The 20,552-nt window shown below is 47.7% G+C and carries 24 protein-coding genes; 8 read left to right on the plus strand and 16 right to left on the minus strand.

The window, feature by feature from the left end; translation table 11 throughout:
- Positions 1-42 precede the first annotated feature (42 nt).
- Positions 43-780, plus strand: coding sequence for a DUF554 domain-containing protein (locus J2736_RS27450; protein ID WP_310501765.1), 738 nt, complete (start codon positions 43-45; stop codon positions 778-780).
- Between the two features lie 2 nt (positions 781-782).
- Here J2736_RS27450 and J2736_RS27455 read toward each other — a convergent pair whose 3' ends face one another.
- Complete coding sequence (locus J2736_RS27455) at positions 783-1,484, minus strand: response regulator transcription factor (RefSeq protein WP_310501766.1); 702 nt, start codon at positions 1,482-1,484, stop codon at positions 783-785.
- Positions 1,485-1,866: 382 nt separating this feature from the next.
- Between J2736_RS27455 and J2736_RS27460 the strand changes: the two genes are divergently transcribed.
- Positions 1,867-2,805, plus strand: a complete 939-nt coding sequence (locus J2736_RS27460; protein WP_310501767.1) for a diguanylate cyclase domain-containing protein — start codon at positions 1,867-1,869, stop codon at positions 2,803-2,805.
- Positions 2,806-2,940: 135 nt separating this feature from the next.
- The gene (locus J2736_RS27465) at positions 2,941-4,569 is read left to right on the plus strand and encodes an S-layer homology domain-containing protein (RefSeq protein ID WP_310501768.1); all 1,629 of its coding nucleotides are present in this window, start codon (positions 2,941-2,943) and stop codon (positions 4,567-4,569) included.
- Positions 4,570-4,959: 390 nt separating this feature from the next.
- Here J2736_RS27465 and J2736_RS27470 read toward each other — a convergent pair whose 3' ends face one another.
- Genes J2736_RS27470 through J2736_RS27490 form a run of 5 tightly spaced genes read right to left on the minus strand, consistent with a single transcriptional unit; the run spans position 4,960 to position 6,959 of the window.
- Complete coding sequence (locus J2736_RS27470) at positions 4,960-5,490, minus strand: spore germination protein GerPE (protein WP_310501769.1); 531 nt, start codon at positions 5,488-5,490, stop codon at positions 4,960-4,962.
- A 3-nt stretch (positions 5,491-5,493) separates the two neighbouring features.
- Positions 5,494-5,679 carry a spore gernimation protein GerPD gene (locus J2736_RS27475; protein WP_310501770.1) on the minus strand — a complete coding sequence of 62 codons (186 nt, stop codon included), beginning with the start codon at positions 5,677-5,679 and terminating at the stop codon, positions 5,494-5,496.
- Between the two features lie 49 nt (positions 5,680-5,728).
- Entirely contained in the window at positions 5,729-6,439 is a 711-nt protein-coding gene (gene gerPC / locus J2736_RS27480) for a spore germination protein GerPC (RefSeq protein WP_310501771.1), read from the minus strand.
- A gap of 51 nt (positions 6,440-6,490) precedes the next feature.
- Positions 6,491-6,700 carry a spore germination protein GerPB gene (locus tag J2736_RS27485; RefSeq protein WP_310501772.1) on the minus strand — a complete coding sequence of 70 codons (210 nt, stop codon included), beginning with the start codon at positions 6,698-6,700 and terminating at the stop codon, positions 6,491-6,493.
- A gap of 34 nt (positions 6,701-6,734) precedes the next feature.
- On the minus strand, positions 6,735-6,959 hold the full coding sequence (locus tag J2736_RS27490) for a spore germination protein (protein WP_310501773.1): 225 nt from the start codon (positions 6,957-6,959) through the stop codon (positions 6,735-6,737).
- A gap of 129 nt (positions 6,960-7,088) precedes the next feature.
- Between J2736_RS27490 and J2736_RS27495 the strand changes: the two genes are divergently transcribed.
- The gene (locus J2736_RS27495; protein ID WP_310501774.1) at positions 7,089-7,547 is read left to right on the plus strand and encodes a hypothetical protein; all 459 of its coding nucleotides are present in this window, start codon (positions 7,089-7,091) and stop codon (positions 7,545-7,547) included.
- Between the two features lie 192 nt (positions 7,548-7,739).
- On the opposite strand, the gene J2736_RS27500 is transcribed toward J2736_RS27495, so the two are convergent.
- The 8 genes from J2736_RS27500 to J2736_RS27535 form a co-directional block, all read right to left on the minus strand.
- Entirely contained in the window at positions 7,740-8,282 is a 543-nt protein-coding gene (locus J2736_RS27500) for a C40 family peptidase (protein WP_310501775.1), read from the minus strand.
- A 265-nt stretch (positions 8,283-8,547) separates the two neighbouring features.
- Entirely contained in the window at positions 8,548-9,912 is a 1,365-nt protein-coding gene (locus tag J2736_RS27505; protein WP_310501776.1) for a sensor histidine kinase, read from the minus strand.
- Positions 9,909-10,652, minus strand: coding sequence for a response regulator transcription factor (locus J2736_RS27510; RefSeq protein WP_310501777.1), 744 nt, complete (start codon positions 10,650-10,652; stop codon positions 9,909-9,911). The genes J2736_RS27505 and J2736_RS27510 overlap by 4 nt, the downstream gene beginning before the upstream one ends.
- Positions 10,653-10,698: 46 nt before the next feature.
- Complete coding sequence (locus J2736_RS27515) at positions 10,699-11,643, minus strand: PIG-L deacetylase family protein (RefSeq protein ID WP_310501778.1); 945 nt, start codon at positions 11,641-11,643, stop codon at positions 10,699-10,701.
- A gap of 51 nt (positions 11,644-11,694) precedes the next feature.
- A complete protein-coding gene (locus tag J2736_RS27520; RefSeq protein ID WP_310501779.1) occupies positions 11,695-11,898 on the minus strand; it encodes a hypothetical protein in 204 nt (67 codons plus the stop codon).
- On the minus strand, positions 11,898-13,067 hold the full coding sequence (locus J2736_RS27525; protein WP_310501780.1) for a Ger(x)C family spore germination protein: 1,170 nt from the start codon (positions 13,065-13,067) through the stop codon (positions 11,898-11,900). The genes J2736_RS27520 and J2736_RS27525 overlap by 1 nt, the downstream gene beginning before the upstream one ends.
- Positions 13,064-14,491, minus strand: a complete 1,428-nt coding sequence (locus tag J2736_RS27530; RefSeq protein WP_310501802.1) for a spore germination protein — start codon at positions 14,489-14,491, stop codon at positions 13,064-13,066. The genes J2736_RS27525 and J2736_RS27530 overlap by 4 nt, the downstream gene beginning before the upstream one ends.
- Before the next feature lie 21 nt (positions 14,492-14,512).
- Entirely contained in the window at positions 14,513-15,607 is a 1,095-nt protein-coding gene (locus J2736_RS27535) for a GerAB/ArcD/ProY family transporter (RefSeq protein ID WP_310501781.1), read from the minus strand.
- 181 nt (positions 15,608-15,788) lie between these two features.
- Between J2736_RS27535 and J2736_RS27540 the strand changes: the two genes are divergently transcribed.
- Positions 15,789-16,118, plus strand: a complete 330-nt coding sequence (locus J2736_RS27540) for a hypothetical protein (RefSeq protein ID WP_310501782.1) — start codon at positions 15,789-15,791, stop codon at positions 16,116-16,118.
- Positions 16,119-16,209: 91 nt separating this feature from the next.
- Here the strand turns inward: J2736_RS27540 and J2736_RS27545 are convergent, their stop codons facing one another.
- Complete coding sequence (locus J2736_RS27545; RefSeq protein ID WP_310501783.1) at positions 16,210-17,175, minus strand: aldolase catalytic domain-containing protein; 966 nt, start codon at positions 17,173-17,175, stop codon at positions 16,210-16,212.
- A 168-nt stretch (positions 17,176-17,343) separates the two neighbouring features.
- Between J2736_RS27545 and J2736_RS27550 the strand changes: the two genes are divergently transcribed.
- Positions 17,344-18,192 (plus strand): inositol monophosphatase family protein, encoded by an 849-nt coding sequence (locus J2736_RS27550; RefSeq protein WP_310501784.1) that lies wholly within the window; start codon positions 17,344-17,346, stop codon positions 18,190-18,192.
- Between the two features lie 81 nt (positions 18,193-18,273).
- On the plus strand, positions 18,274-18,690 hold the full coding sequence (locus J2736_RS27555) for a BRCT domain-containing protein (protein ID WP_310501785.1): 417 nt from the start codon (positions 18,274-18,276) through the stop codon (positions 18,688-18,690).
- Positions 18,691-18,984: 294 nt separating this feature from the next.
- Here the strand turns inward: J2736_RS27555 and J2736_RS27560 are convergent, their stop codons facing one another.
- Positions 18,985-19,374 (minus strand): hypothetical protein, encoded by a 390-nt coding sequence (locus J2736_RS27560; RefSeq protein ID WP_310501786.1) that lies wholly within the window; start codon positions 19,372-19,374, stop codon positions 18,985-18,987.
- Positions 19,375-19,579: 205 nt separating this feature from the next.
- Between J2736_RS27560 and J2736_RS27565 the strand changes: the two genes are divergently transcribed.
- On the plus strand, positions 19,580-20,356 hold the full coding sequence (locus J2736_RS27565) for a hypothetical protein (RefSeq protein ID WP_310501787.1): 777 nt from the start codon (positions 19,580-19,582) through the stop codon (positions 20,354-20,356).
- The last annotated feature ends 196 nt before the right edge of the window (positions 20,357-20,552 follow it).

Raw genomic sequence — 20,552 nt, forward strand, 5'->3', positions numbered from 1 at the left:
GAGTAGGTCATCATAGCTTGTACACGGAGAGGAATGAAAGGCATGGCTTTATGGGGGACGATCGTGAATGCAGTTGCCATTATCATTGGCGGATTATTAGGCATACTGCTGCCCCGCATCTCAGAAAGTATAAAAAACACAGTCCTGCAAGGCCTAGGGCTTGCGATAACTGTGCTTGGTATTACAATGGCGCTCAAGTCAGATCAAATCGTGATCGTCATCATGAGCATCGTGATTGGTGGTATACTTGGCGAGCTGATGCGCATTGAGGCGAATCTTACCAAACTAGGTGATTGGCTGCAGGCCAAGATGAGTAAGCAGTCGACAGCTCATCCATCAGCGACAACGAGCATCTCAGAAGGCTTCGTTACCTGTACGCTCGTCTACTGCATCGGCGCGATGGCGATACTGGGTCCTTTGGATGGCGGCCTGCGGCATAACCACGATATTCTGTACACCAAGTCGCTGCTCGACGGGTTCTTATCCATCATCTTCGCCTCGACCTTGGGGATTGGCGTTGTCTTCTCTGCAGCATCTGTGTTTGTGATGCAAGGAACGATTGCACTGCTAGCGACTGTGATCGCAATGGCATTTAGTGATGCATCGCTGGATGCCATGATTGTTCAAATCACTGCTGTAGGCGGCGTTTTGGTCATTGGTGTAGGAATCAATATTTTGCAAATTAGAAAAATAAATGTGGCGAACATGCTGCCTGCACTTGTCATTGCCGCGGCTGCGGTTCCGCTTCAGCAACTTGTAACCGATTGGTTACATCGCTAACGTTACACGGCTGATCCATTGAATTTATAGCCTACGCCTCGTACAGTAATGATGTAGCGGGGCTCTGCTGGATTAACTTCAATCTTTTTGCGCAGATTGCTGATATGTACAATGAGTGTGCGTGGATCGCCCATGCTGTCTAAACTCCAGATTAGCTCAAATAAGTGCTCGATTTTGTAAACGCGATTCGGTGTTTTGGCCATGAGGGAGAGTAGATCAAATTCTTTGGCAGAAAGGGAGATCGTTTGACCATTCGCTCGTACGATGTGGCTCACTAGATCGATTTCTAGTCCTGGGAATTTTACCAATTGAGGATCATCTTGATGCTGCTCACGAATGGAGTTGCGACGAAGATGGGCTTTGACGCGGGCTACAAGCTGACTTGGGCTAAAGGGCTTAGTCATATAGTCGTCGCCGCCCATACTGAGCCCTAGAATAATGTCAATGTCCTCACTTTTACACGAAATGAATAGGATAGGTGTATTGCTCGTTTTGCGGAGCTGTCGACATACCTCTATACCATCAAGTCCTGGCAGCAAAATATCCAGAATAATTAGATCAGGCCTATGTTCTTTTACAATGCCGAACACATCTTGTCCATTATTAGCACTAATGACTTTGTAGCCTTCACGCACTAAATAGAGTTGAATTAACTGGACAATTTCTTGCTCGTCATCAACGACTAAAATTGTTTCTCCTGCCATGTCTGAAAATCCCCCTCAGTAATGAAACAACGCCTAAGTAAGAAGGGTGTTCCCTCTCTCAAATATTACAGATATTACCTACATTATAGAACGATTCTCTCCATAATTTCTATCCTTTTATTGACAAATAGCGAGTTCCTACTCGTTTTTCTATAAATTTTAGGTATAAAGATGGTGGGGGTTAGGTAAAAAGTAGCGAGAAAAATAGCGGAAAGAAAATCCATGTTTTTATTATCGTCATAAAGTGACAAGTAGTGCTATTATTCGACTTTCCATTGATATAAAATTTAGGATGATTTGATTTGATTTTATATGATTTTTATGTAATCGTGCTACGCTACCAAGGTCTCTATGTAAGCACAGGAGAGGGCGGTAGTAAGCGATGTACAATGAAATAGATTCAGATTTTATCACGCATTCCCAAGTACCGATGGCGTCACTTGCACGTCAAATGATTGAGCAAGCCTGGGATTTGTATTGTCAATTGGATGCGCAGGGCAATTTGATCTATGCATCAGGCAGATTTAACGAAGTGATTGGATGCGTACCTGAACAAGTAGAGCAAATCATCGAGGCTGTTGATTCGGATTTTCGCCTAGATGTGTATAAATTGTTTGTTCATACCCTACAGACGAAGACCAGTAGTAAGTTAGAGTTTCGTGCGAAAGGAGCAGGTGAGGTTCACCTGTGGATGGAGTGCACGGCGATCCCTTTTTGTGACGAGAAGGGGGAAATTAAGGAGATTGCTTTCGCACTTCAAGATCGTACACGGCACAAAAATCAGGAGAATCGCCTGCTTGCCATGGCTTTGCATGACCCGCTGACGGGCTTGCCGAACCGGCGATTGTTCAAAGAGCAGCTGAACCAGCTGCTGCAGCAGGCCAAACGAACGAATCGTACTTTTGCGCTCCTGTATGTCGATATTGATGATTTCAAAATCATAAATGATACGATGGGACACGATATTGGTGATGCGTTTTTGCAGGAATTCGTAAGCCGGATCCAAGGTTGTCTGAGAGAAGTCGATATGTTTGCCCGAATGGGAGGAGACGAGTTTACGATCTTATTGCCGGCAGTAGATTGCCAGGACCATGTGGATGCCATTGCGCAACGCATTCTAGCATGTGTCGATCGGAAGTGGGAAGTGCAAGAGCTGTCTTTTCGCTCCACGGTCAGCATGGGAATCACGATGTATCGTTCTGATCAGATAGATGCGACCCAAATGATGAAGGAAGTTGACATCGCTTTATATCAAGTGAAGGGCAAGGGACGGAACCATTATCAATTTTATGATCATGATCTACCGATAGACACGCGATAAACATACCGTTATGCACAGTTCCTAACCTTGTGCAGTAACGGTTTTTGGCGTTTCACCAGTATTTACTCGTAGCGATTTTGGTAGCTTTCAAGGATGATAGAAGGAATCAAATCGGTAGAATAGGGGTTGGGACGGGTGAAATCCAAACGTGGATGGCGAAGGCTTGTTGTTGCCCTCATTGTCGTCGGTGCGATGTGCCAGGTAACATTCATGCATAAGGATGAGGTTGTTGCTGGGGCTGCGGCGGCTCAAGGGAAATTCAATATGTCGTATTTATTCTCGGGAGCGCCTAGCTCTTATCTATCACAAGTTAATAAAAGCGGTGAAACCTTAGATGTGGTGTCTCCAAGTTATTTTCATATTAATGAAAATGGTCGTTTGAATGTGTCCGATCTAGAAGCGTCTTTCATAACGGAGATGCACAAACAGGGGAAGCGGGTTGTCCCTTTTTTAAGTAATGATTTCGATCGGGTGATTGGTGAAAAGGCCATTGATGGCCGCGACGCGCTAGTGAAAGAACTGGTAACGAGTATTCAAGCTAATAAGCTAGATGGCGTTCAATTAGATATTGAGAATGTAGGTGCGGCCTACCGGGATAAATACACGGATTTTGTCAGGAAGCTGCGCGAGCAGCTGCCGAGTACGATGGAGGTTTCTGTGGCGGTCGCTGCGAATCCAACCGGTGAGACGACGAATTGGATTGGATTATATGACTATAAAGCGTTGGCAGCTGTCAGTGATTATCTGATGGTGATGACCTACGATGAGAGCTATCCTGGGGATCCTACACCGGGTCCTGTTGCTAGCTTACCCTTTGTTGAGAAATCCATTCAGTATGCGCTATCTCAAGCTCCTGCGGGTAAAATCGTACTAGGCATCCCGTTGTATGGCCGTTATTGGAACCAAGATCCTGCGTCGAATGGGGCGGGGATTGCGGCTAAAAGCGTTCAGAATCTGGTCGATCAATACCAAGGGACTGTACGTTATGACGCGGCAAGCCAATCACCTGTAGCGACGTTCACGATTCAAGCTGCGGATGCGAAAGCGACGGTGAATGGCAAAGCGTTATCAGAGGGGACGTACACGGTGTGGTACGAAAACGAGCAATCTTTAAAAGCTAAGCTAAAATTGGTAGGAAAATACCAGTTGAAGGGAACCGGCAGCTGGAGTTTGAATCAAGAGGCTGCTGACACTTGGAGCTATTATCAGTTGTGGACGGATGGCTTTTACTTCACCGATATGCAAAAGCATTGGGCGCAGGCTGACGTCCTGAGCGCCGCCAACCGCGGCTGGATGCTCGGCATCGCCGCAGACCAGTTCGCGCCCGACGAGGCGCTCACAAGGGCTGAAGCGGCGACGATTATCGTGCGCGCGCTCGGTCTAGAGAACGCGGGCGCTGCCAGCGCCGAGTTCAAGGACGTGCCTGCGACGCACTGGGCGTCGCAGAATATCGGGATCGCGCAGCAGAACGGGCTGATGCAGGGCATCAGCAACGACGCCTTCGCGCCCGATCATAGCATGACGCGGGAGCAGATGAGTGTGCTGCTCTCCCGCGCCTTAAAGCTGACCACGCCGGCTAGCGGCGGGGCGAAGAAGTTCACGGACGTGCCAGCGGGCAGCTGGTCGGCAGAGGCCATTGCTGCGATGAGCAGCAGGGGCCTTGTCGACGGCTTCGATGGCGGCACGTTCCGCCCGCTCGCGTCCTTGACGCGAGCACAGATGGCGGCGCTGCTAAGCCGCGCCCAGCCGCTGCTCACGAAGTGAGCCGGCGAAGCTGAGCAAGAGGGCCTGTCCCAAAAGACCTTAAATGACGCAACTACTTTCAATAACGTTACGGGAAAACGCTAATTCGTGCTATTGGACGATGGGCTGAACAATAACGTTATGCGATAACGCTAACAGCTCCAAAATCAAAGTTTCCTACGTATTTCAACGCTTTAGCGTTATAGCATCACTTTATTTCCAGTAAAAATGAGAAAACACGCAAGATAAGATGATGCCATCACCTTAATTTGCGTGGTCTTCCGGTAAACGGAAACTAAAAGGAACTTAGCGGTACCATGTATCAAACCGCTAAGCTCCTTTTTCATTTACTTTTCCAACGTATACACATACCTCATTAACATAACTTACTTTTGGGACAGCCCCTCTTCGTTATTTTGCAGCAGGTGGCGTCGACGTGTACTGTTTCGTAACAAAAACCATGCGTGGCGGCTTCTCGCTGGTCGTCGCTGGAGAGCCTGTCGGTTTCGTGGGGGCATCGCCTATGGTATCGTCCGTCCTAGAATAGACGAATGTTGTCTGCTCTTTAGGGCCTGGTTTATCGGTGACGAATTGACGAATGTTTTTAATTCGCGTTTCGGAGGTCGTGACGCGGTTGCTGCCGATTTGAAAGACAGAGGAGGCCGCGACGCCGAGAATGCGGATGTTACGAACCGTAATATAGCTGCCTAAGTTATCCACACACATAGTAAAAGGTTCCGGAGGTTGCGGGATAGGAAAAGGACGTTGGTAGAAAGGGTAAGCTGCAAAACTGCCCTCATTTCCATAATAATAAGGGACTTCACGTTGGACAGCGAAGACCCTATTGTGTAGAGCCGTAAACCGATTATCGCCTACATGCATTGTGCTCGCAGATCCTATGGTGTTCAAATACACATTGCCAACGATAGATAAACGAGCCATCGCTTAATCCGCTTCTGCAGGGAGCGGGACGAATGGAGAGATAATGACCGATTCGGGTGGTGTGTCAAACATGGAAGACAAAGAAATGACCTCCGTATCCCCAATTAGAAAAACCGAGGCACTGGATACCCCGACGATTCGTATATCACCTACACATAATTGTTTGTTTTCTACATGTAATTGAAACATCGCTTATCCTTCTCTCTTTTTTAAAATAGTTACGCTAGGATGCCGTTAATTATTTGGGCAGACTGGCTATGTAAGTCTCAATCGCGGTTAAGATATCCTGCTTCGTTTTATCCATAATATGATGGGTCACGGCTTCCAACGGTTCCTTGAACCCAACGCCGCGGTATTGATTCACATAATGTTGAATACGCGTATCCAGTTGCTTGCGAATATCTTCGATGATCAAATCTTTGTAGTCATCATCGAGAGGATGCTGATATTTATGTTCAAGGTTGTTGATATCACCCTGTACGCCAAATTGTAAATACTGCTCAATGCCGCTAGCCACATCATCTCGAATGTCATTTCCTTGCTTAGCGGCTGCTCCGCGCATGGCTTCTTGCCCCCCGCCGCCGACAGTATTAGGTGCTGCCCCTTGATATTGCCCGCCTTGATAAAAAGGATTCATATCCATGGCGCCCATGCCGCCGGCATTTCCCTCTTTGTTCAACGAGTTGCCATTCACGCTGAAATCCTCAATCTGATCCAGCGCACTAGGACTAATCCCAATGGTGAGCGTTCCATCTAGCTTTTCAACCTTAAGCTGATCAAAATTATATTCTATTTTATCAATGTGAATTCGCTTCTCATCTTTCATTGCTTTCAGATCCGCCTGCAGCTTGTTAACGGTTTGCTCTAACTTATCGATGCGTTGTTTCTGCATGTCGACATAGCCGCAGAGTTGTTGGGCCCATTGCTGCCACGTGATCGTATTGGTCATTTGGGAAAGCACCTCCTTTCGGATTGCTCAATAAGCCTTGGTTGCCATTCATTATGTCGCTGGCGGCAAAGGAACAAGGGCAACAGGATTAACTTCACTTGTTCCTAGCTCGGGTGCTGGCTCTACGAAACCGCCTGTATTGTACAGATTAGACAAGGAACGAATCGACCCGGCTGTGCCAATCTGGAGGACGGAGGAGTTGGCGACAGAGTTTACTTTTAACTGTTGAATCATGATTGTTTGATGGATGGTCCAGTTCATATCCTTGGAACACCTCGCTCTAGGCTGACTATTGTCAGAGAATATTGCCGCTTGCATTGGCATCAATAAAATCAGAATCGTTGGTTACGGTCGTGCTGTACGTATTGTAGACACGCGGGAAATCACCGGTATTAAATGAACCTGCGCCAGCGAATGTTTTAGAGGAACTTGTTGGTGAGATGATGAAGGAATCGCCGAAATGCACGATAGAGCTGGAACCGACACTAATAATTTTCACATTCCCAACGATAGCTGGCATAATCCGATCCCCCTTGCGTTATCTCACCTACAGTATATGAGGTATCCGCCTAGAGGTGCTCTGAATTTTCGGGAGGGTGTCACATCGGGATGCAGGCACATATACTGTTAGCAAAATGAGGTGATGGGCTTGAGCGGATTTAATCGCCATCCTTGGCTGAAGTGGGAACAGGTTGAGAAGTTTCTTGGACAGAAGCTACCGTTCGCTGAAAAAGGGCAGACCTTTCTAGATAATATGACGTGGGCTGAAGGATATGTACAGGACATGCTGAAAAAAGCGATGCCTGGCATGGATGCCAGCATTTCATCCTCTGGATCTATCGGGACAGAAATTTTTGAGACGCATGAGCATGTCATTATTAAGGTGAAAATTGCGAAGGAAGAAGATCCAAGAGCACTTCAAGTATTCGTTAAATCCAATCAAGTTAAGGTGACAGGATTCTCGAATGGCAAGAATCGTATTGTGAAGGTGCCTACACTTGTCTTGCCGAGAACAGCAAGTGTAAGCTACAAGCAGCGTTTGCTGGAGATTAAGGTTCGTAAGCGCGGTTTGAAGGAGAGCTACCATGAGGCGTACATTCGTTACTAGAGACCGCGTCGGAATACCTGAAGAACCTCCTCTAGCCCAATGGCTGAGGGGGTTCTTTAAGGTTTGGTGGCCACAAACTAGATGGATTTCCTGTAGTCTTTAGAATATTAACTCAAAAAGAGCCGAACTAGATGGAGGTTTTCCATCTAATCCGGCTCTATGTCATTTGCTAAGCGCTAGCATCCAATTCTACTATAATACGCGACGCGCTGTCATATAACGGGAAGACCAAGTTCCGCTATGAATATCGGTAACGCGGACGCCGCCCGCACCGTAAGTTTGAAGGATTTTATTATTACCAGCATAAATCCCTACGTGGTGAATGACACCAGGCTTACCTGGAATGGAGAAGAAGACCAAATCGCCGACACGTAAATCACTGCGAGATACATGCTTACCTACACGTGCTTGTTGTTGAGACGTACGCGGCAGGTTGACGCCTACTTTTTTGAATACATATTGTGTGAAAGAAGAGCAGTCAAAGTTACGTGTTTGGCCTGCAGTAGCTCCGAATTTGTAAGGAGTACCTAGATATCTTTTACCAATAGAAATAACCTGACTTCCTCTGGATGTCGATGTTGCTGAAGCTGTAAGCGCTGTAGCATTTGTTACTTCAGATGACGCAGCTGCTTCGGCTTTACCAGGTGCACCTGCTGCAACTACTGATAATCCTATAGATACGGACAATGCCGTAACGACTAATTTTTTGTACCAAGTTTTCTGTGGGTTTTTCATGGGGTTTGCCTCCTTAGAGTTTTCGCTGAGATTTCGCCAAGCTATCTTGCATTGAAGACATGGTAGCTTCAATTGATGGCTAGCAAGAATAGAATCTTGATCAGTTGACCCTTAATTGAGTAACCTTGCGAGGTGGTTGTCCACCTGAGACTCAGTATACCAGATGAAAATTGCCCTATTATTTACCATGCAACCTTTTACAACGCGCTATATCAAGGGGAAAGCCCAATTCTGAGAGAATGATGAGAATCCCCTTATAATGTTCTTATTGACAGGATTGTGGAAGCGTTACAATGGCCGTGGAGCCTAGACCTAGACTACTTTGGAGCTCTAAATTTCCTTGATGTTTGTGCACAATATGTTGGGCAATTGCGAGTCCAAGTCCTGCACCGCCGTGCTTGCGATTCCTTGCTTTGTCGGATCGATAGAAGCGGTCAAAGATGTGCGGGAGGTCCTCCTCCGCGATGCCAATGCCTTGATCCATGACTTCAAGAGTGACCCATTTATCTTGCAAACTGATGCGAATATCAACGATCTTCTGACTATATTTCAAAGCGTTATCTATTAAAATAATAAGCAACTGTCTGATCTGATAGGGATCCCCACTCATCGGCAGCTCTTTCATATCGAGCTCGGACTGCACGCGAATCTCGCGGGATGTCGTGATGCGGAGGGACGCCGCTGTTTGCTCCACGAGTGGAATGAGATCGAAGTCTGTATTCTGCTCACAATTTTCACGGTAGGTGTCGGTGAGGGACAGGAGATTTTGCGTGAGCAGTTTCAATTGGGCTGACTCAGATACGATCGCTTCCAGCGCTTCCTCGCGTAATTGATCGTTGCTAGAAGCCCACCTCCGCAAGAGGCTGGCATAGCTTTCAATAATCGTGAGTGGTGTTCGAAGCTCATGAGAGGCATCGGCAATGAATTGCTCCTGTTTACGAAACATCTCCTGCAATCTATCAATCATGCGATTAAAGGTAGTCCCCAGTCTCATTAATTCATCATTTCTATGTTTGTCGGGAAGAGTAATATGACGAAACGATCCGCTGTTCTCGATATTTTGCATAGTCGCGATGAACTGATGAAGGGGCTTAAATAGGACATTGGTATAAAAATAACCCCCGATAAGAGCTAGAATAAGCGCTCCGATGGAAGTTAAGACAAGAATGGAGATCAACATTTCAGAATACATACCAAGTCTTCGCAGGTTACGGCCAATTTCAAGAAGGGCAACCTGTTTCCCGTCTTTGAACACGGGGGTTCGTACGAATAAGAGTATGCCATCCGCATCGGTTATTAAGTCTTCTGAAGCCATTGTCGAATAGCTAGCGGGGTAACTAACAAGACTCGTATCGGAGTAAATCTGATGCGCGACCTTCGAGTCTGGCGTAATATAACGCAGCATTTCTTGCGGGATGAGCAGCTCATCCATTTGCATATTATTTTTCCAATACTCGGGATGATTAGGTAGATCTTTCAGCAGTAAAGCGCTAGCCTTATCCTTCAAAAGGTCAATTTCGCCTTTCGTTGTCACACGGATGAACATGTAATAAACGAAGGTGAAGCTGAAGAATAAGATTATCATTAATCCAACCGATACCCACAGTGTGATTTTCAGTCTTAGGCTCATACAGGCTCCTGCCCATCTGAGGCGGTGGCATTGCTATCTGGCGGAGCTTCTGTTGTTTTGATCAAATAGCCGATGCCGCGAATCGTCTGAATCAGCTTCGTGGAGAAGGGCTTGTCCACTTTCTGACGTAAATAACGGATATACACATCGACCACATTCGTGTCCCCGATAAAATCATAGCCCCAGACTTCGGAGATGATTTGCTCGCGCGTCATCACTTCATTCTGATGTTGAATGAGGAAGCGCAGCAAATCAAACTCCGTGGGTGTCAGTTCAATAGCTGTACCCTCACGCAAGACCGCACGGCTTTTCAAATCCATCGTAAGCTCATTGATTTTTAGCAAATGATCCTGCTCAGGAGCCTGATCTTGCAAGCTCTTTTGCCGCAGCAGACTACGAATACGAGCTAACAGCTCTACCGTTGCAAAAGGCTTCGTGACATAATCGTTGGCACCTTGATCGAGCCCGCTGACGCGATCTGGAATCGCATCGCGTGCTGTTAGAAGGATGACAGGCAGGGTGGCATTCACCTGCCTAAGCCGTCTAAGAACTTCAAGTCCATTAAGTTCAGGGAGCATGACATCAAGAAGGATGAGATCCCATCCTTCTTCACTCAAGGCAGCTTGAAGTCCTGACCGTCCATCCCCACAGATAAGCACCTCATAGCCTTCATGCTCAAGCTCTAGTTGCAGCACACGGGCAATACGTTCTTCATCTTCAATTAACAAAATGCGGCTCATAGCGGTTCATGTTCACTCCCAAAGCAGCTGCCTGCAGGCAGCAGTATTATTTGTACAGATGTGGCAGCTGGGGCAGCCAGAAGATTTCTTCGCATTTGATAAAAGATTGCAGAAATTCGGGCTCGACGGGTATCTGCGACCGGTAAGCAAGCAACGCCTGCCATTTGCAATAGGATTGTCCCTGTGTCATTGAGCGGCGGATAGGCGGTGGCCAAGCGACATGCATGGGGTAACGTTGCCCCTCTGCCAGATGAGCCTCGAATGGAAGCGTCGGTGTGACGCCGCGTGGCCAAGGCCACTGTGATTCCGGACCGCTATGAATCAAGTAGGTATAAATGGTACCTGTGTAGCCCAGTTGCGAAGCGGCCTCCATGACGAAAGCATGCGCGGCCCCATGGTCGGGATGAGTATCGGCGGCATCCGTCGTATAGATCTCTTTGGGTTGCAGTAACGTGATTAAGGCCTTCGTATCCCCAAGGGCGCAAGCTTTACGATAAGGGGCTGGGCAGCCGTAATACTGCGAGTGAAAATCAGGAACAAGTGCACCATAGGTCGTTTGCTGCTTGGTAAAACGCTGCTGATAGGGCGGCGTAGCTCCCGTTGTTGTGAAAACACGATCCAGCCCGCTGTCTGGATAACTGAGGAATGTGAGATCCTGGGGCCGAAGCCCGATCAGTGCCGCGGCTTGCAGGGTCTCATACTGGCGTACGCGGGCCAGCTCCAGGTAATGAGAAGGTCCGAGTTCCTCCGGACGCTTGTTGAATAAGAGGGTGGCGGCTTCCGGGTAACCATCGCCATTCGTGAAGAAGACAACATGAACGCGTTTGCCGCAGGCGATAGCATTCATGATTGTTCCTGCTGTCCCGAGTACTTCATCATCGGGATGCGGGGCAAATATAAGCAAATCAACGGGGCATAGTCCAACAGGCGGGCTAGATGCTCCGCTCCAATCGTCGATCTTCAACGCAATTCCTCCCTGCCTCACATCCATTGCATGCTATCAATGTATGTAGGCAGAAGCGGAAGCGTGAGGAGAGACGGTCTATTCCCAACCAGGGAATAGAGGTTTCGTAGGTTCAGGAAGGTGGAATCCGCCGATAAACGCACAGCCGATTCCCCAAGCGATGATCATCCAGATCAGGAAGAGGTAGGCTTGCTTTCGACCGCCCTTTTTGGACCAATAGGACATTTGCTGTAAGGTGAGCAGGATGGTGGAAATCGTAAGTGCGGTCAGTTTGAGCCACATTATTGACTAATCTCTTCCTCTCTTAAGTAATAAGGAGGTCCTTGTCCACCAATTTGAGAGACATTCGCGGTAACCTTGATCTGAACATCCACATTAGTAAAAAGTTCAGGCCAATCCTTCTCGATTTTCTTCCATAGCTTTGGATATTTGCGATAAACAGATTGTCCAAGGCCAGCACTGTCTGTCTTGTAGGTTTTTTGCAGCTTGTGGAAAAGTTGCTGGTAGACTTGGTTTATGTTCTCTTGGAAGGACGCATCGAGCTGCTCCATCACCGCCGGGTCGCTGGGATCAATCTTCGCACGATTGTCCGTTATACGACCATCGGCTGTAATGTCCAGAATGAAATGAGGGTGCTCGTCGGTGACTACCACACGTTTCTTAGCAATTAAATTAGTGATATGAACGGACAGTTTACTTTGCTGATCCGGAAGGTTGATGGACATGTCGCCAAAGGCCTTTCTCCCTAACAAACTGGTAAGAGCCACAGCTTGCATGTCATCCACATAGCCGACTAACTTGGTTTTATAGAATAGTGCAATGCTGCTCAGCAGAATTTTCCCGTCTTTGTCCTTCGAGAAGGCCGCTGCAATAGGTTCAATCCCTGTAGCCGCGGAGGAAGCATAGAATGTACGAAGCATGGAAGGCACCTGCATTTTTCTAACAATGATTTCGCGCAAGGCTTCTTCCTTCGTTGCCTCCAAGGGATACTCGGTTTCGATGAGACTTTTAGCATCGCTGTCTCGAGCAATGACAATGTAGGTACGCAATCGGTTCTTCGGATTTCTAGAAATTAAATCCATCAGAGGAGCTACGTCTTTACGAGCCAGTGTCTCTCCAACCATGAAAATACGACGGTGTGAAGGCAATTCGTCTCTTGAAAGCTTTCGCTCAAGCTTCATGGTCATGTCATCTATATCTTCGCCATAATGGACAACTGGCATGTATGTCTTTTGCTGTGTGCCGCCACTTGTTGTTAATTGACCTGCACCTATCGATTTGGGGATGGCAATTTGCACATAACCGCGGTACAGGCCTGTATCTGGCATGAGATCAAAGGCAGAAACCTGCAAGATGGCGATATCATTAATTTCCTTGCGATCCCAGCAACCGGTCAACAGGAGAAGAATTAAGGCGTATGTTATGAGCAGGTATACTTTTCTTCTCATCATTTGTGCCTCTTCTTATTATCTTCAGGCGAAGTTGAGACGTGGTCGCGATCAATGAGCCAGTGTGGCGCACGGACCATGAAATCCCGCAGGGCTTTTAATCGCAGGGGTCCGATTGGCGCCAAATAAGGTACACCTACAGAGCGAATACCCGTTAGATAGAGGGCTAGTGTAAACAACCCGAGTAGTATGCCGACGAAACCTAACGTACCAGCGAGCAACAGCAGCAATAAGCGCATAATCCGAATGGAAAAAGTCATGTTATAGCGAGGAATCATGAACGAGGCAATTCCCGTTACGGAAACGACGATAACCATGGGAGTTGATACGATGCCCGCTTGTACGACGGCTTGTCCGATAACGAGTGCGCCGACGATGCTGACCGTTTGTCCCATTACTCGTGGTAAGCGAAGTATCGCTTCACGAAGCGCTTCGAACGTAATCTCCATGATAAGAGCCTCGACCATTGCAGGAAAAGGGGAGGCTTCACGGGCCCCAGCGACAGCAAGTAATAAGTTTGTCGGCAGCATTTCCGGATGGAAGGTTGTAATGGCCACATAGAGAGAAGGCAACAGAAGCGCCAGAATGATGGACAGAGAGCGAATAAACCGGATGAAGGTGGCGCTGGTAAACATCAAATAGTAGTCTTCACTGGATTGAAAGGCTGACCAGAATTGAAAGGGAGCTATTAGAACGAAAGGGGTATTATTGGTGAAAATCGATACCTTGCCTTCTAAGAGCGCGCCTGCCACCACGTCAGGCCTCTCTGTGTACTCCATGGTTGGAAAAATGCTGAAGGGGTTATCCCGAATCATTTCTTCGATATAGTTGCTTTCAAGCACCGCATCAATATGAATCGCGGACAACCGGTTCGTAATTTCATCGATAATAGTTGGATCTGCAATATCTTCCAAATAAATGAGCCGTACTTCCGTTTGGCTTAGTGTACCGATCTGCCAAGTCTTAATTCGCATTTTATCTGTTTTCAATCGACGGCGAAGCAAGGCGACATTCGTCTCTAAATGCTCTGTAAATCCCTCTCTTGGCCCACGTACGCCTGTTTCTGTTTCAGGCTGCTCAATATTGCGGTGAGGCAGACAGGCCAAGTTGGCTAGAAGCACCTGCTTCTCCCCTTGCTCGGCGATCATCACAAAGCCTATAAGCAGACTATCAATCAAAGTCTCGAATAGATTGGTATGTTTGACTTCAGGCGTCAGGATGTGGGAGGAAAGGGTTTCTGTTGATGATTGGGCTTGTGTTAAGGGTTTGGTGATCTCACGTTCTATCCGATCAGTTTCAACCAAGCATGAGATATAGGCAATGAGCGTAGAACGGATGTTCATAAAGACTAAATCCGGATCATGATCTAGCTGTTGATTAATATCCGCTTGCAGCTTGATAATATCGATGGCTTCATCAACCGGCATTTGTTGCACCCGATCTCCTCCTTAGCTCTTAACGATGCGCTTTCTGAAAATGCTGTTTAAGATCAACATTAGCAATGGGACTATGACGAATAACGGGAGTTCAATAATCCAAGGAACAACCTTCAGACCAACAAAAATATGGCTTGCCAAGTTCTTGGCGGTGTAAATGGAAATAAACCAGATGAGGATTGCAACGGGAATGATTACGACGCGATGATTCTCCGTTTTCCACTGCATGGTGATTGTAGAGCAAGCCGCATAAGCATACAGAATGATTTTGAACAAACCGCCTGTAATAAAAGTTGTTACGACGAAAGGATCCAGATTGTCGATAAAATCGGCGATTCGGATCAACTGGAAGCTGGTGAGCAGCGGATAGAAGGAACGGTAGAACAAGTCTGGCCCAAGCGTGCTAACGGCAATGAGATCAAGCAAGACAAAGACAGCGCCGACCAAAAGGGAGGAGTACAGCGCAGCTTTGCGAAACTTGGTAGGATTTACAGTTAATTTCCAGAATACTGTGAAAACAATAATCTCCCCGAAGGTCGTTGTTAACCCAAGCGGGAACACGGTTACGCCAATGCTTTTCCAATCCGATGCAACTGGCAGCAGCCAAGAGAAGTCAATGACGTCTGAGAAAATCAACAAGATGACTTGGATGCATGTGAACAATAAAACGATGATAATACTGAGCTCAGCTAGTCGAGCAATCCGTTCAATTCCGGCATAGCAAGCATAAGCAACCAAAAGCACTAGGAGCAGCATTAAGAACGGAGCTGGCGTACTAGGGAGCAGAAATGTGCCCATCAACTCGCCTAAATCCCTGAGAATGCGACCAGCCTCGTAAATAAAAGCAAAAACATAAAGTGTAGTTAATAGGTGGCCTAAATACTTGCCAAAAGTTATTTGGAGCAGGGAAACTAAGGTTTCACCTGGATTGCGTTCGTAAATTCGTGTAAACATCCATACGATGCTAATTCCGAGCATGGCACTGATTAAGGCAGCTAACCAAGCGTCCTGCTTAGCACCGCCAGCGAAGCCAAATACAATCGTTGTACCTAGCTGAAATAAAAACAAAAGGCAGAATGTTTGCCATGTCGAGAGCACTTGAATCACGCAGAACCCCCCTGACGTGCTAATGATCTTACTATTTTCAAATTAGGGAAAAAATATCCTTCCTTGCCTTTAAACACCGGAGGGCAATTGGGATAGATGAGTGAAAATGTCCATTAGCCTAGTCCACCTGCCTCGGTTCCGACATAAAATAATTCCATAGACGAATGAAGGAGTAGAACTTATGAGTATATCTCCCAAAAAGAAGGTGCGCATCAAAGCCAAACACAAGGTAGCGATTTTACTCAAAGATCATGATGCTACCGCCAAAGTCTATGTGGAGATTCTTGGAGATATGAAATCGCCAGAAGTCATGATGGAAGCGATAAAACGCTTAGAAGATGGCTTCATCTATACGGATGAGAAGTGTACGATGCTCATTGATAGTGATTATATCGAGGTATATCCTAGAAAGAGTCTCAGTCGTAGAGAAAGAGAAGGAGAGGATTTCATTTTCTTAATCGATCGGATTTCTGCAAGGAACTATGTTGTTTCCGCCAAAATTATCAAATAGTGATGGCTCATGCAAAAACACCCCCTAACCGCGCAGTCAAGGAGATAGAACTTCCTGATCTGACGAGTAGGGGGTGTTGTGTTTGAATTACTTATTTTTTGCTTGCAGATGGGAACGTTTCTACGGAAGTTAAGCGATCGTAGAAGTCCGTGAAATTATTTCTTTCAGCTGAGTCAAGCAATGCCATTGCTGTACGAGGGTGCTCGTCCAGTGCACCAACGATCATGTATGGAATGAGGTAGCCCCAATCCCATTTCTCACGCATAGTGATCATGTGCTTCTCAATAAGCCCTAGAACAGGACGTACATCGTAGCGCGCTCCCTTCAAGTGACTGAGCAACAATTCCGTTGTACAGTTACCAGCAGCGCGACCCATACCGTACACAGATGAATCCAAGAAAGTTACACCTTTGGAAGCGCCGGTTAGCGTATTAGCGAAAGCAAGCTGCATGTTATTGTGCATATGCAAGCCTAATTCCTTCTCAGGAAGCAAGCGTTGGAATTTGGAAACCAAGTAATCAATGTCTTTGGACTGCATGCTGCCGTAGGAATCTACTACGTAAACAACGTCAACGGGGCTTCTGTTGATTTCTTCAAAAGCTTCTGTCAGCTCGTTCTCCATCACGTGGGAAAGCGCCATAATGTTCAAGGACGTCTCGTAACCCATGTCATGGAATTTTTGTACAAGCTCAAGACCTTTATCTACGTCCTTGATGTAACAAGCCACGCGGATCAAATCAAGTAAGCTGTCTTCACGAGGCAAAATGTCTTTCTCATCTACACGTCCGATATCAACAAGAGCGGATAGTTTTGTATCTGTTTTTTTCGTAATGACATCACGCAAGAAGGACTCATTCAGAAATCTCCATGGGCCTGATGCGCCGCCTTTTAATAATTTTTCTGAGTTTTTGTAACCAATTTCCATATATTCAACGCCAGCAGCGCTTAAGCCGCGATACATGTCTTGGACAAACTCCACGCTAAAATCCCAATCGTTCACTAAACCGCCGTCTCGAATCGTACAATCCAAAATCTTGTGCTGATGATGCTTTACCATACTCGCAAATACCCCTTTCGGCAGCTCTTGTCGCCTTCTGATTTTGCTATATTATCACTTATGAACAGGTGGCTTGTCAATGCAAGTGTAGGCCTTCAAGCAACTTTTCTAGGCAGGATATGGTAAAATAGAAACGACAGAAGTGATCACGCTAGGAGGATGTGCGGAATGAATCGGAACGAATGGACATTAGCGAGAGAAGTAGCGGTAGGTGCAGCTGTGAAAGCAGGCGAATTGGCGAAGAAACGTTACGGTGGTCAATTCCTTCTTGAGCACAAAGATGAACGCGGTGATCTAGTGACAGAGGTGGATGTGCAGGCGGACCGCCTGATCGTAGAGGACATCCTGAACGTGTTTCCCACACATCGCATCTATAGTGAAGAAGCGGGCGAGGGGGGAGCTGCAAGTGATTGGGTGTGGCACGTCGATCCTTTGGATGGGACGAACAATTTCGCGTTGGGCATTCCCTTATACGGTGTTTCTATTTCATTGAGCTACCAAGGTCGGATTGTGCTGGGTGTCGTTCATGATTCGGCTATGGAAATCACGTATGTGGCTGTTCAGGATGAAGGGGCATGGCAGGGCGAGCGGCGGTTGCTGGCGAGGCCTAGCGGTGTGCTGACGAAGTCTACCATTTCCTGGATTCAAGGGCATGCCGTGACGAAGAGTGATCAGCGGGCATTAGCACTTCGACATCATCTGGAATATTCAGTCAAAAGAGTGATGCGAGTATGGGCCCCCTCCATCGTGTGGGCGATGCTAGCCAGAGGGGATCTGCATGGCGTCGTCTTATACAACTCCGAAGGGGAAGATCTCTATGCTGGCTTGTTGCTTGCGCAGGAGGCTGGTGTGACCGTAACGGATTTCGATGGCAATCCTGTTGCGTTGCTCGGGGGTACGGCTGTTGTTCCTAATGAGGGCGTTGACAGCGCTATTTATTTGGTTGCTGCCCCTCCGGCCTACCATGCGGAGTTGCTTCAATTCGTTCAGGAAGCACTGCAGACGACGGCGGAATAGGTTTTCGAATAGGATAGGAACAATTGGTCAAACCTAATGGCAGACTTTCCATTTGAAGGAAGAAAGAAAGGGTGCTGTTAGATGAAGGACTTTGTTCCTATCTTTTTTGAATTCAATCAAACGCGTGATGCGCTGCTCGCGTTAGACACGTTAGAAGAGCTCGGCTATAAGCCGGAGCTGCTGGAAGGGGAGCGTGCAACGCTGCACATTCATCTCGATGAGCAGGAGATCACCTCGGCCATAGAAATTGCCCAGTCGCACGGTGGGCGACTTGTAGATCGGCCGCAGGTGCAGTCCGAACAGGCGACCTACGCGATGGCGTATGATCTCGAGGGCTCCATCCGCATTCCGGCACATACCGTAAATGAGGATTGGCCCGAGAGCTACGCGGCATCCGCGGTTGTAACGGATCGCGACGCGCTGCCGAGTGATGACGAGGCCTCTTTCGATCCCTCAGCGGATGACTATAATCACTTTAGTGCGGGTATTCGAATATAACCCGCTGCTGTGGCGGCTGAACAAAAGAACCTGAGGAGGGGTTGATCCTCAGGTTCTTTTGTTTTATGCGACATGAGCTGGCTGGAGATGCCAGCTCATTTGCGCTGCTGAGACGCCGAAAATTGCAGCCTCGGAGGCAGCTGGGTGCTGAAGCGCAGCTGAGCGAGCAATTTTTGCAGTCTCGAGCGTGCTGGCTGTAGCTGCCAGCCGATTTGCGAAGCTGAGACGCCGAAAATTGCAGTCTCGGAGGCAGCAGGGTGCTGACGCGCAGCTGAGCGAGCAATTTTTGCAGTCTCAAGCGTGCTGGCTGTAGCTGCCAGCCGATTTGAGCTGCCGAGACGTCGAAAATTGCAGTCTCGGAGGCAGCTGGGTGCTGACGCGCAGCTGAGCGAGCAATTTTTGCAGTCTCAAGCGTGCTGGCTGCAGCTGCCAGCCGATTTGCGCAGCTGAGACGCCGAAAATTGCAGCCTCGGAGGCAGCAGGGTGCTGACGCGCAGCTGAGCGAGCAATTTTTGCAGTCTCGAGCGTGCTGGCTGTAGCTGCCAGCCGATTTGAGCTGCCGAGACGTCGAAAATTGCAGTCTCGGAGGCAGCTGGGTGCATACGTGCAGCTGAGCGAGCAATTTTTGCAGTCTCGAGAGTGCTGGCTGTAGCTGCCAGCCGATTTGCGCAGCTGAGACGTCAAAAATTGCAGTCTCGGAGGCAGCTGGGTGCTGACGCGCAGCTGAGCGAGCGATTTTTGTAGTCTCGAGCGTGCGAAAGGTTGCTTCATTTTTTGTGCCGAGCATTTTTATCAACTTTAATTTATCCGTAGATGCAAAATCTGTAACCATTCACTCCCCACATACGTTTGGTGTAATAAGGAAGATAGTTGAAGGAGGAGTGGTCTCATGGGAAGTAGGAGGAAGATTGTCACTGCTGTGGTTGTGGTCAGTCTGGTCATCGTATTGGCAGGCTGCAGTGTGGAAACGGCCAATCAGGGGGGCACAAGCAGCCCGAGCCCCACGACGCAACCAACTTCGAACGTAACTTCGTCACCCTCCCCTGTGCCAACGCCGACAGGCTCACCTGCGCCCACGACGGTTCTAGCATCGCCACAGCCGACGTCGAAGCCTTCGCCAGCAGCAACCCCGCCAAGCTTTACTACCCCGGCAGATGCGAAGAAAGTGATCGAAGCCCGTGCCCAAGAAGTGATAGCCACTCTGAAAGAGAAAAATATATCGAAACTCGCCCATCTCGTGCATCCGAAGAAAGGTGTCCAGTTCTCACCGTATTCCTACATCGACACTACGTCAGACATTCAAGTGCAAGGAGGCAATCTTGCGACATTATGGACTAACCCAAGTCTCACGCATTGGGGGACTTTTGATGGATCAGGTGATCCGATCGATCTCACATTTCCTAATTATTGGGCTAAATTTGTGTATAACGCTAACTTTGCCGCCGCGCCACAGATAAGCTACAACTCGATGATTGGCAAGGGGAATATGATCAACAATGTGTTCAGCGTATATCCCGCGTCTTCCTATATAACAGTGGAATACCATTTCCCTGGCTTCGATCCGCAGTATCAAGGGATGGATTGGACCAGCTTACGCCTAGTGTTTGAATACACAGGATCACAGTGGTATGTCGTTGCTATTGTCCATGATCAGCATACCATGTAGATGACAGCTCGAACGGGCGTGGCCTCGAGTGGGTCAGCATGCTGTTTGGGATCAGCACGGCAGGGCTGAAAGGGTAGCTAGAGCTATTTTACATGTAAATTTTTATGAAAAAGATCTAAAGCCGAATCGACCTTCGTATAAATAGGAGGATTGTTCGGTTTTTTATGTTTACTGGAAATAATAACCATTGACAGCC

The organism is Paenibacillus qinlingensis (genome assembly GCF_031455095.1).
Taxonomy (GTDB): domain Bacteria; phylum Bacillota; class Bacilli; order Paenibacillales; family NBRC-103111; genus Paenibacillus_E; species Paenibacillus_E qinlingensis_A.

Bases quoted from the DNA above. Each gene is read 5' to 3' on its own strand.
- J2736_RS27525 (WP_310501780.1), bottom strand. From the start codon at position 13,067: ATGATGAGAAGAAAAGTATACCTGCTCATAACATACGCCTTAATTCTT.
- J2736_RS27545 (WP_310501783.1), bottom strand. From the start codon at position 17,175: ATGGTAAAGCATCATCAGCACAAGATTTTGGATTGTACGATTCGAGAC.
- J2736_RS27510 (WP_310501777.1), bottom strand. From the start codon at position 10,652: ATGAGCCGCATTTTGTTAATTGAAGATGAAGAACGTATTGCCCGTGTG.
- J2736_RS27470 (WP_310501769.1), bottom strand. From the start codon at position 5,490: ATGGCTCGTTTATCTATCGTTGGCAATGTGTATTTGAACACCATAGGA.
- J2736_RS27515 (WP_310501778.1), bottom strand. From the start codon at position 11,643: ATGGATGTGAGGCAGGGAGGAATTGCGTTGAAGATCGACGATTGGAGC.
- J2736_RS27505 (WP_310501776.1), bottom strand. From the start codon at position 9,912: ATGAGCCTAAGACTGAAAATCACACTGTGGGTATCGGTTGGATTAATG.
- J2736_RS27455 (WP_310501766.1), bottom strand. From the start codon at position 1,484: ATGGCAGGAGAAACAATTTTAGTCGTTGATGACGAGCAAGAAATTGTC.
- J2736_RS27490 (WP_310501773.1), bottom strand. From the start codon at position 6,959: ATGCCAGCTATCGTTGGGAATGTGAAAATTATTAGTGTCGGTTCCAGC.
- J2736_RS27475 (WP_310501770.1), bottom strand. From the start codon at position 5,679: ATGTTTCAATTACATGTAGAAAACAAACAATTATGTGTAGGTGATATA.
- J2736_RS27460 (WP_310501767.1), top strand. From the start codon at position 1,867: ATGTACAATGAAATAGATTCAGATTTTATCACGCATTCCCAAGTACCG.
- J2736_RS27450 (WP_310501765.1), top strand. From the start codon at position 43: ATGGCTTTATGGGGGACGATCGTGAATGCAGTTGCCATTATCATTGGC.
- J2736_RS27485 (WP_310501772.1), bottom strand. From the start codon at position 6,700: ATGAACTGGACCATCCATCAAACAATCATGATTCAACAGTTAAAAGTA.
- J2736_RS27500 (WP_310501775.1), bottom strand. From the start codon at position 8,282: ATGAAAAACCCACAGAAAACTTGGTACAAAAAATTAGTCGTTACGGCA.
- J2736_RS27520 (WP_310501779.1), bottom strand. From the start codon at position 11,898: ATGTGGCTCAAACTGACCGCACTTACGATTTCCACCATCCTGCTCACC.
- J2736_RS27530 (WP_310501802.1), bottom strand. From the start codon at position 14,491: ATGCCGGTTGATGAAGCCATCGATATTATCAAGCTGCAAGCGGATATT.
- J2736_RS27540 (WP_310501782.1), top strand. From the start codon at position 15,789: ATGAGTATATCTCCCAAAAAGAAGGTGCGCATCAAAGCCAAACACAAG.
- gerPC (WP_310501771.1), bottom strand. From the start codon at position 6,439: ATGACCAATACGATCACGTGGCAGCAATGGGCCCAACAACTCTGCGGC.
- J2736_RS27555 (WP_310501785.1), top strand. From the start codon at position 18,274: ATGAAGGACTTTGTTCCTATCTTTTTTGAATTCAATCAAACGCGTGAT.
- J2736_RS27550 (WP_310501784.1), top strand. From the start codon at position 17,344: ATGAATCGGAACGAATGGACATTAGCGAGAGAAGTAGCGGTAGGTGCA.
- J2736_RS27565 (WP_310501787.1), top strand. From the start codon at position 19,580: ATGGGAAGTAGGAGGAAGATTGTCACTGCTGTGGTTGTGGTCAGTCTG.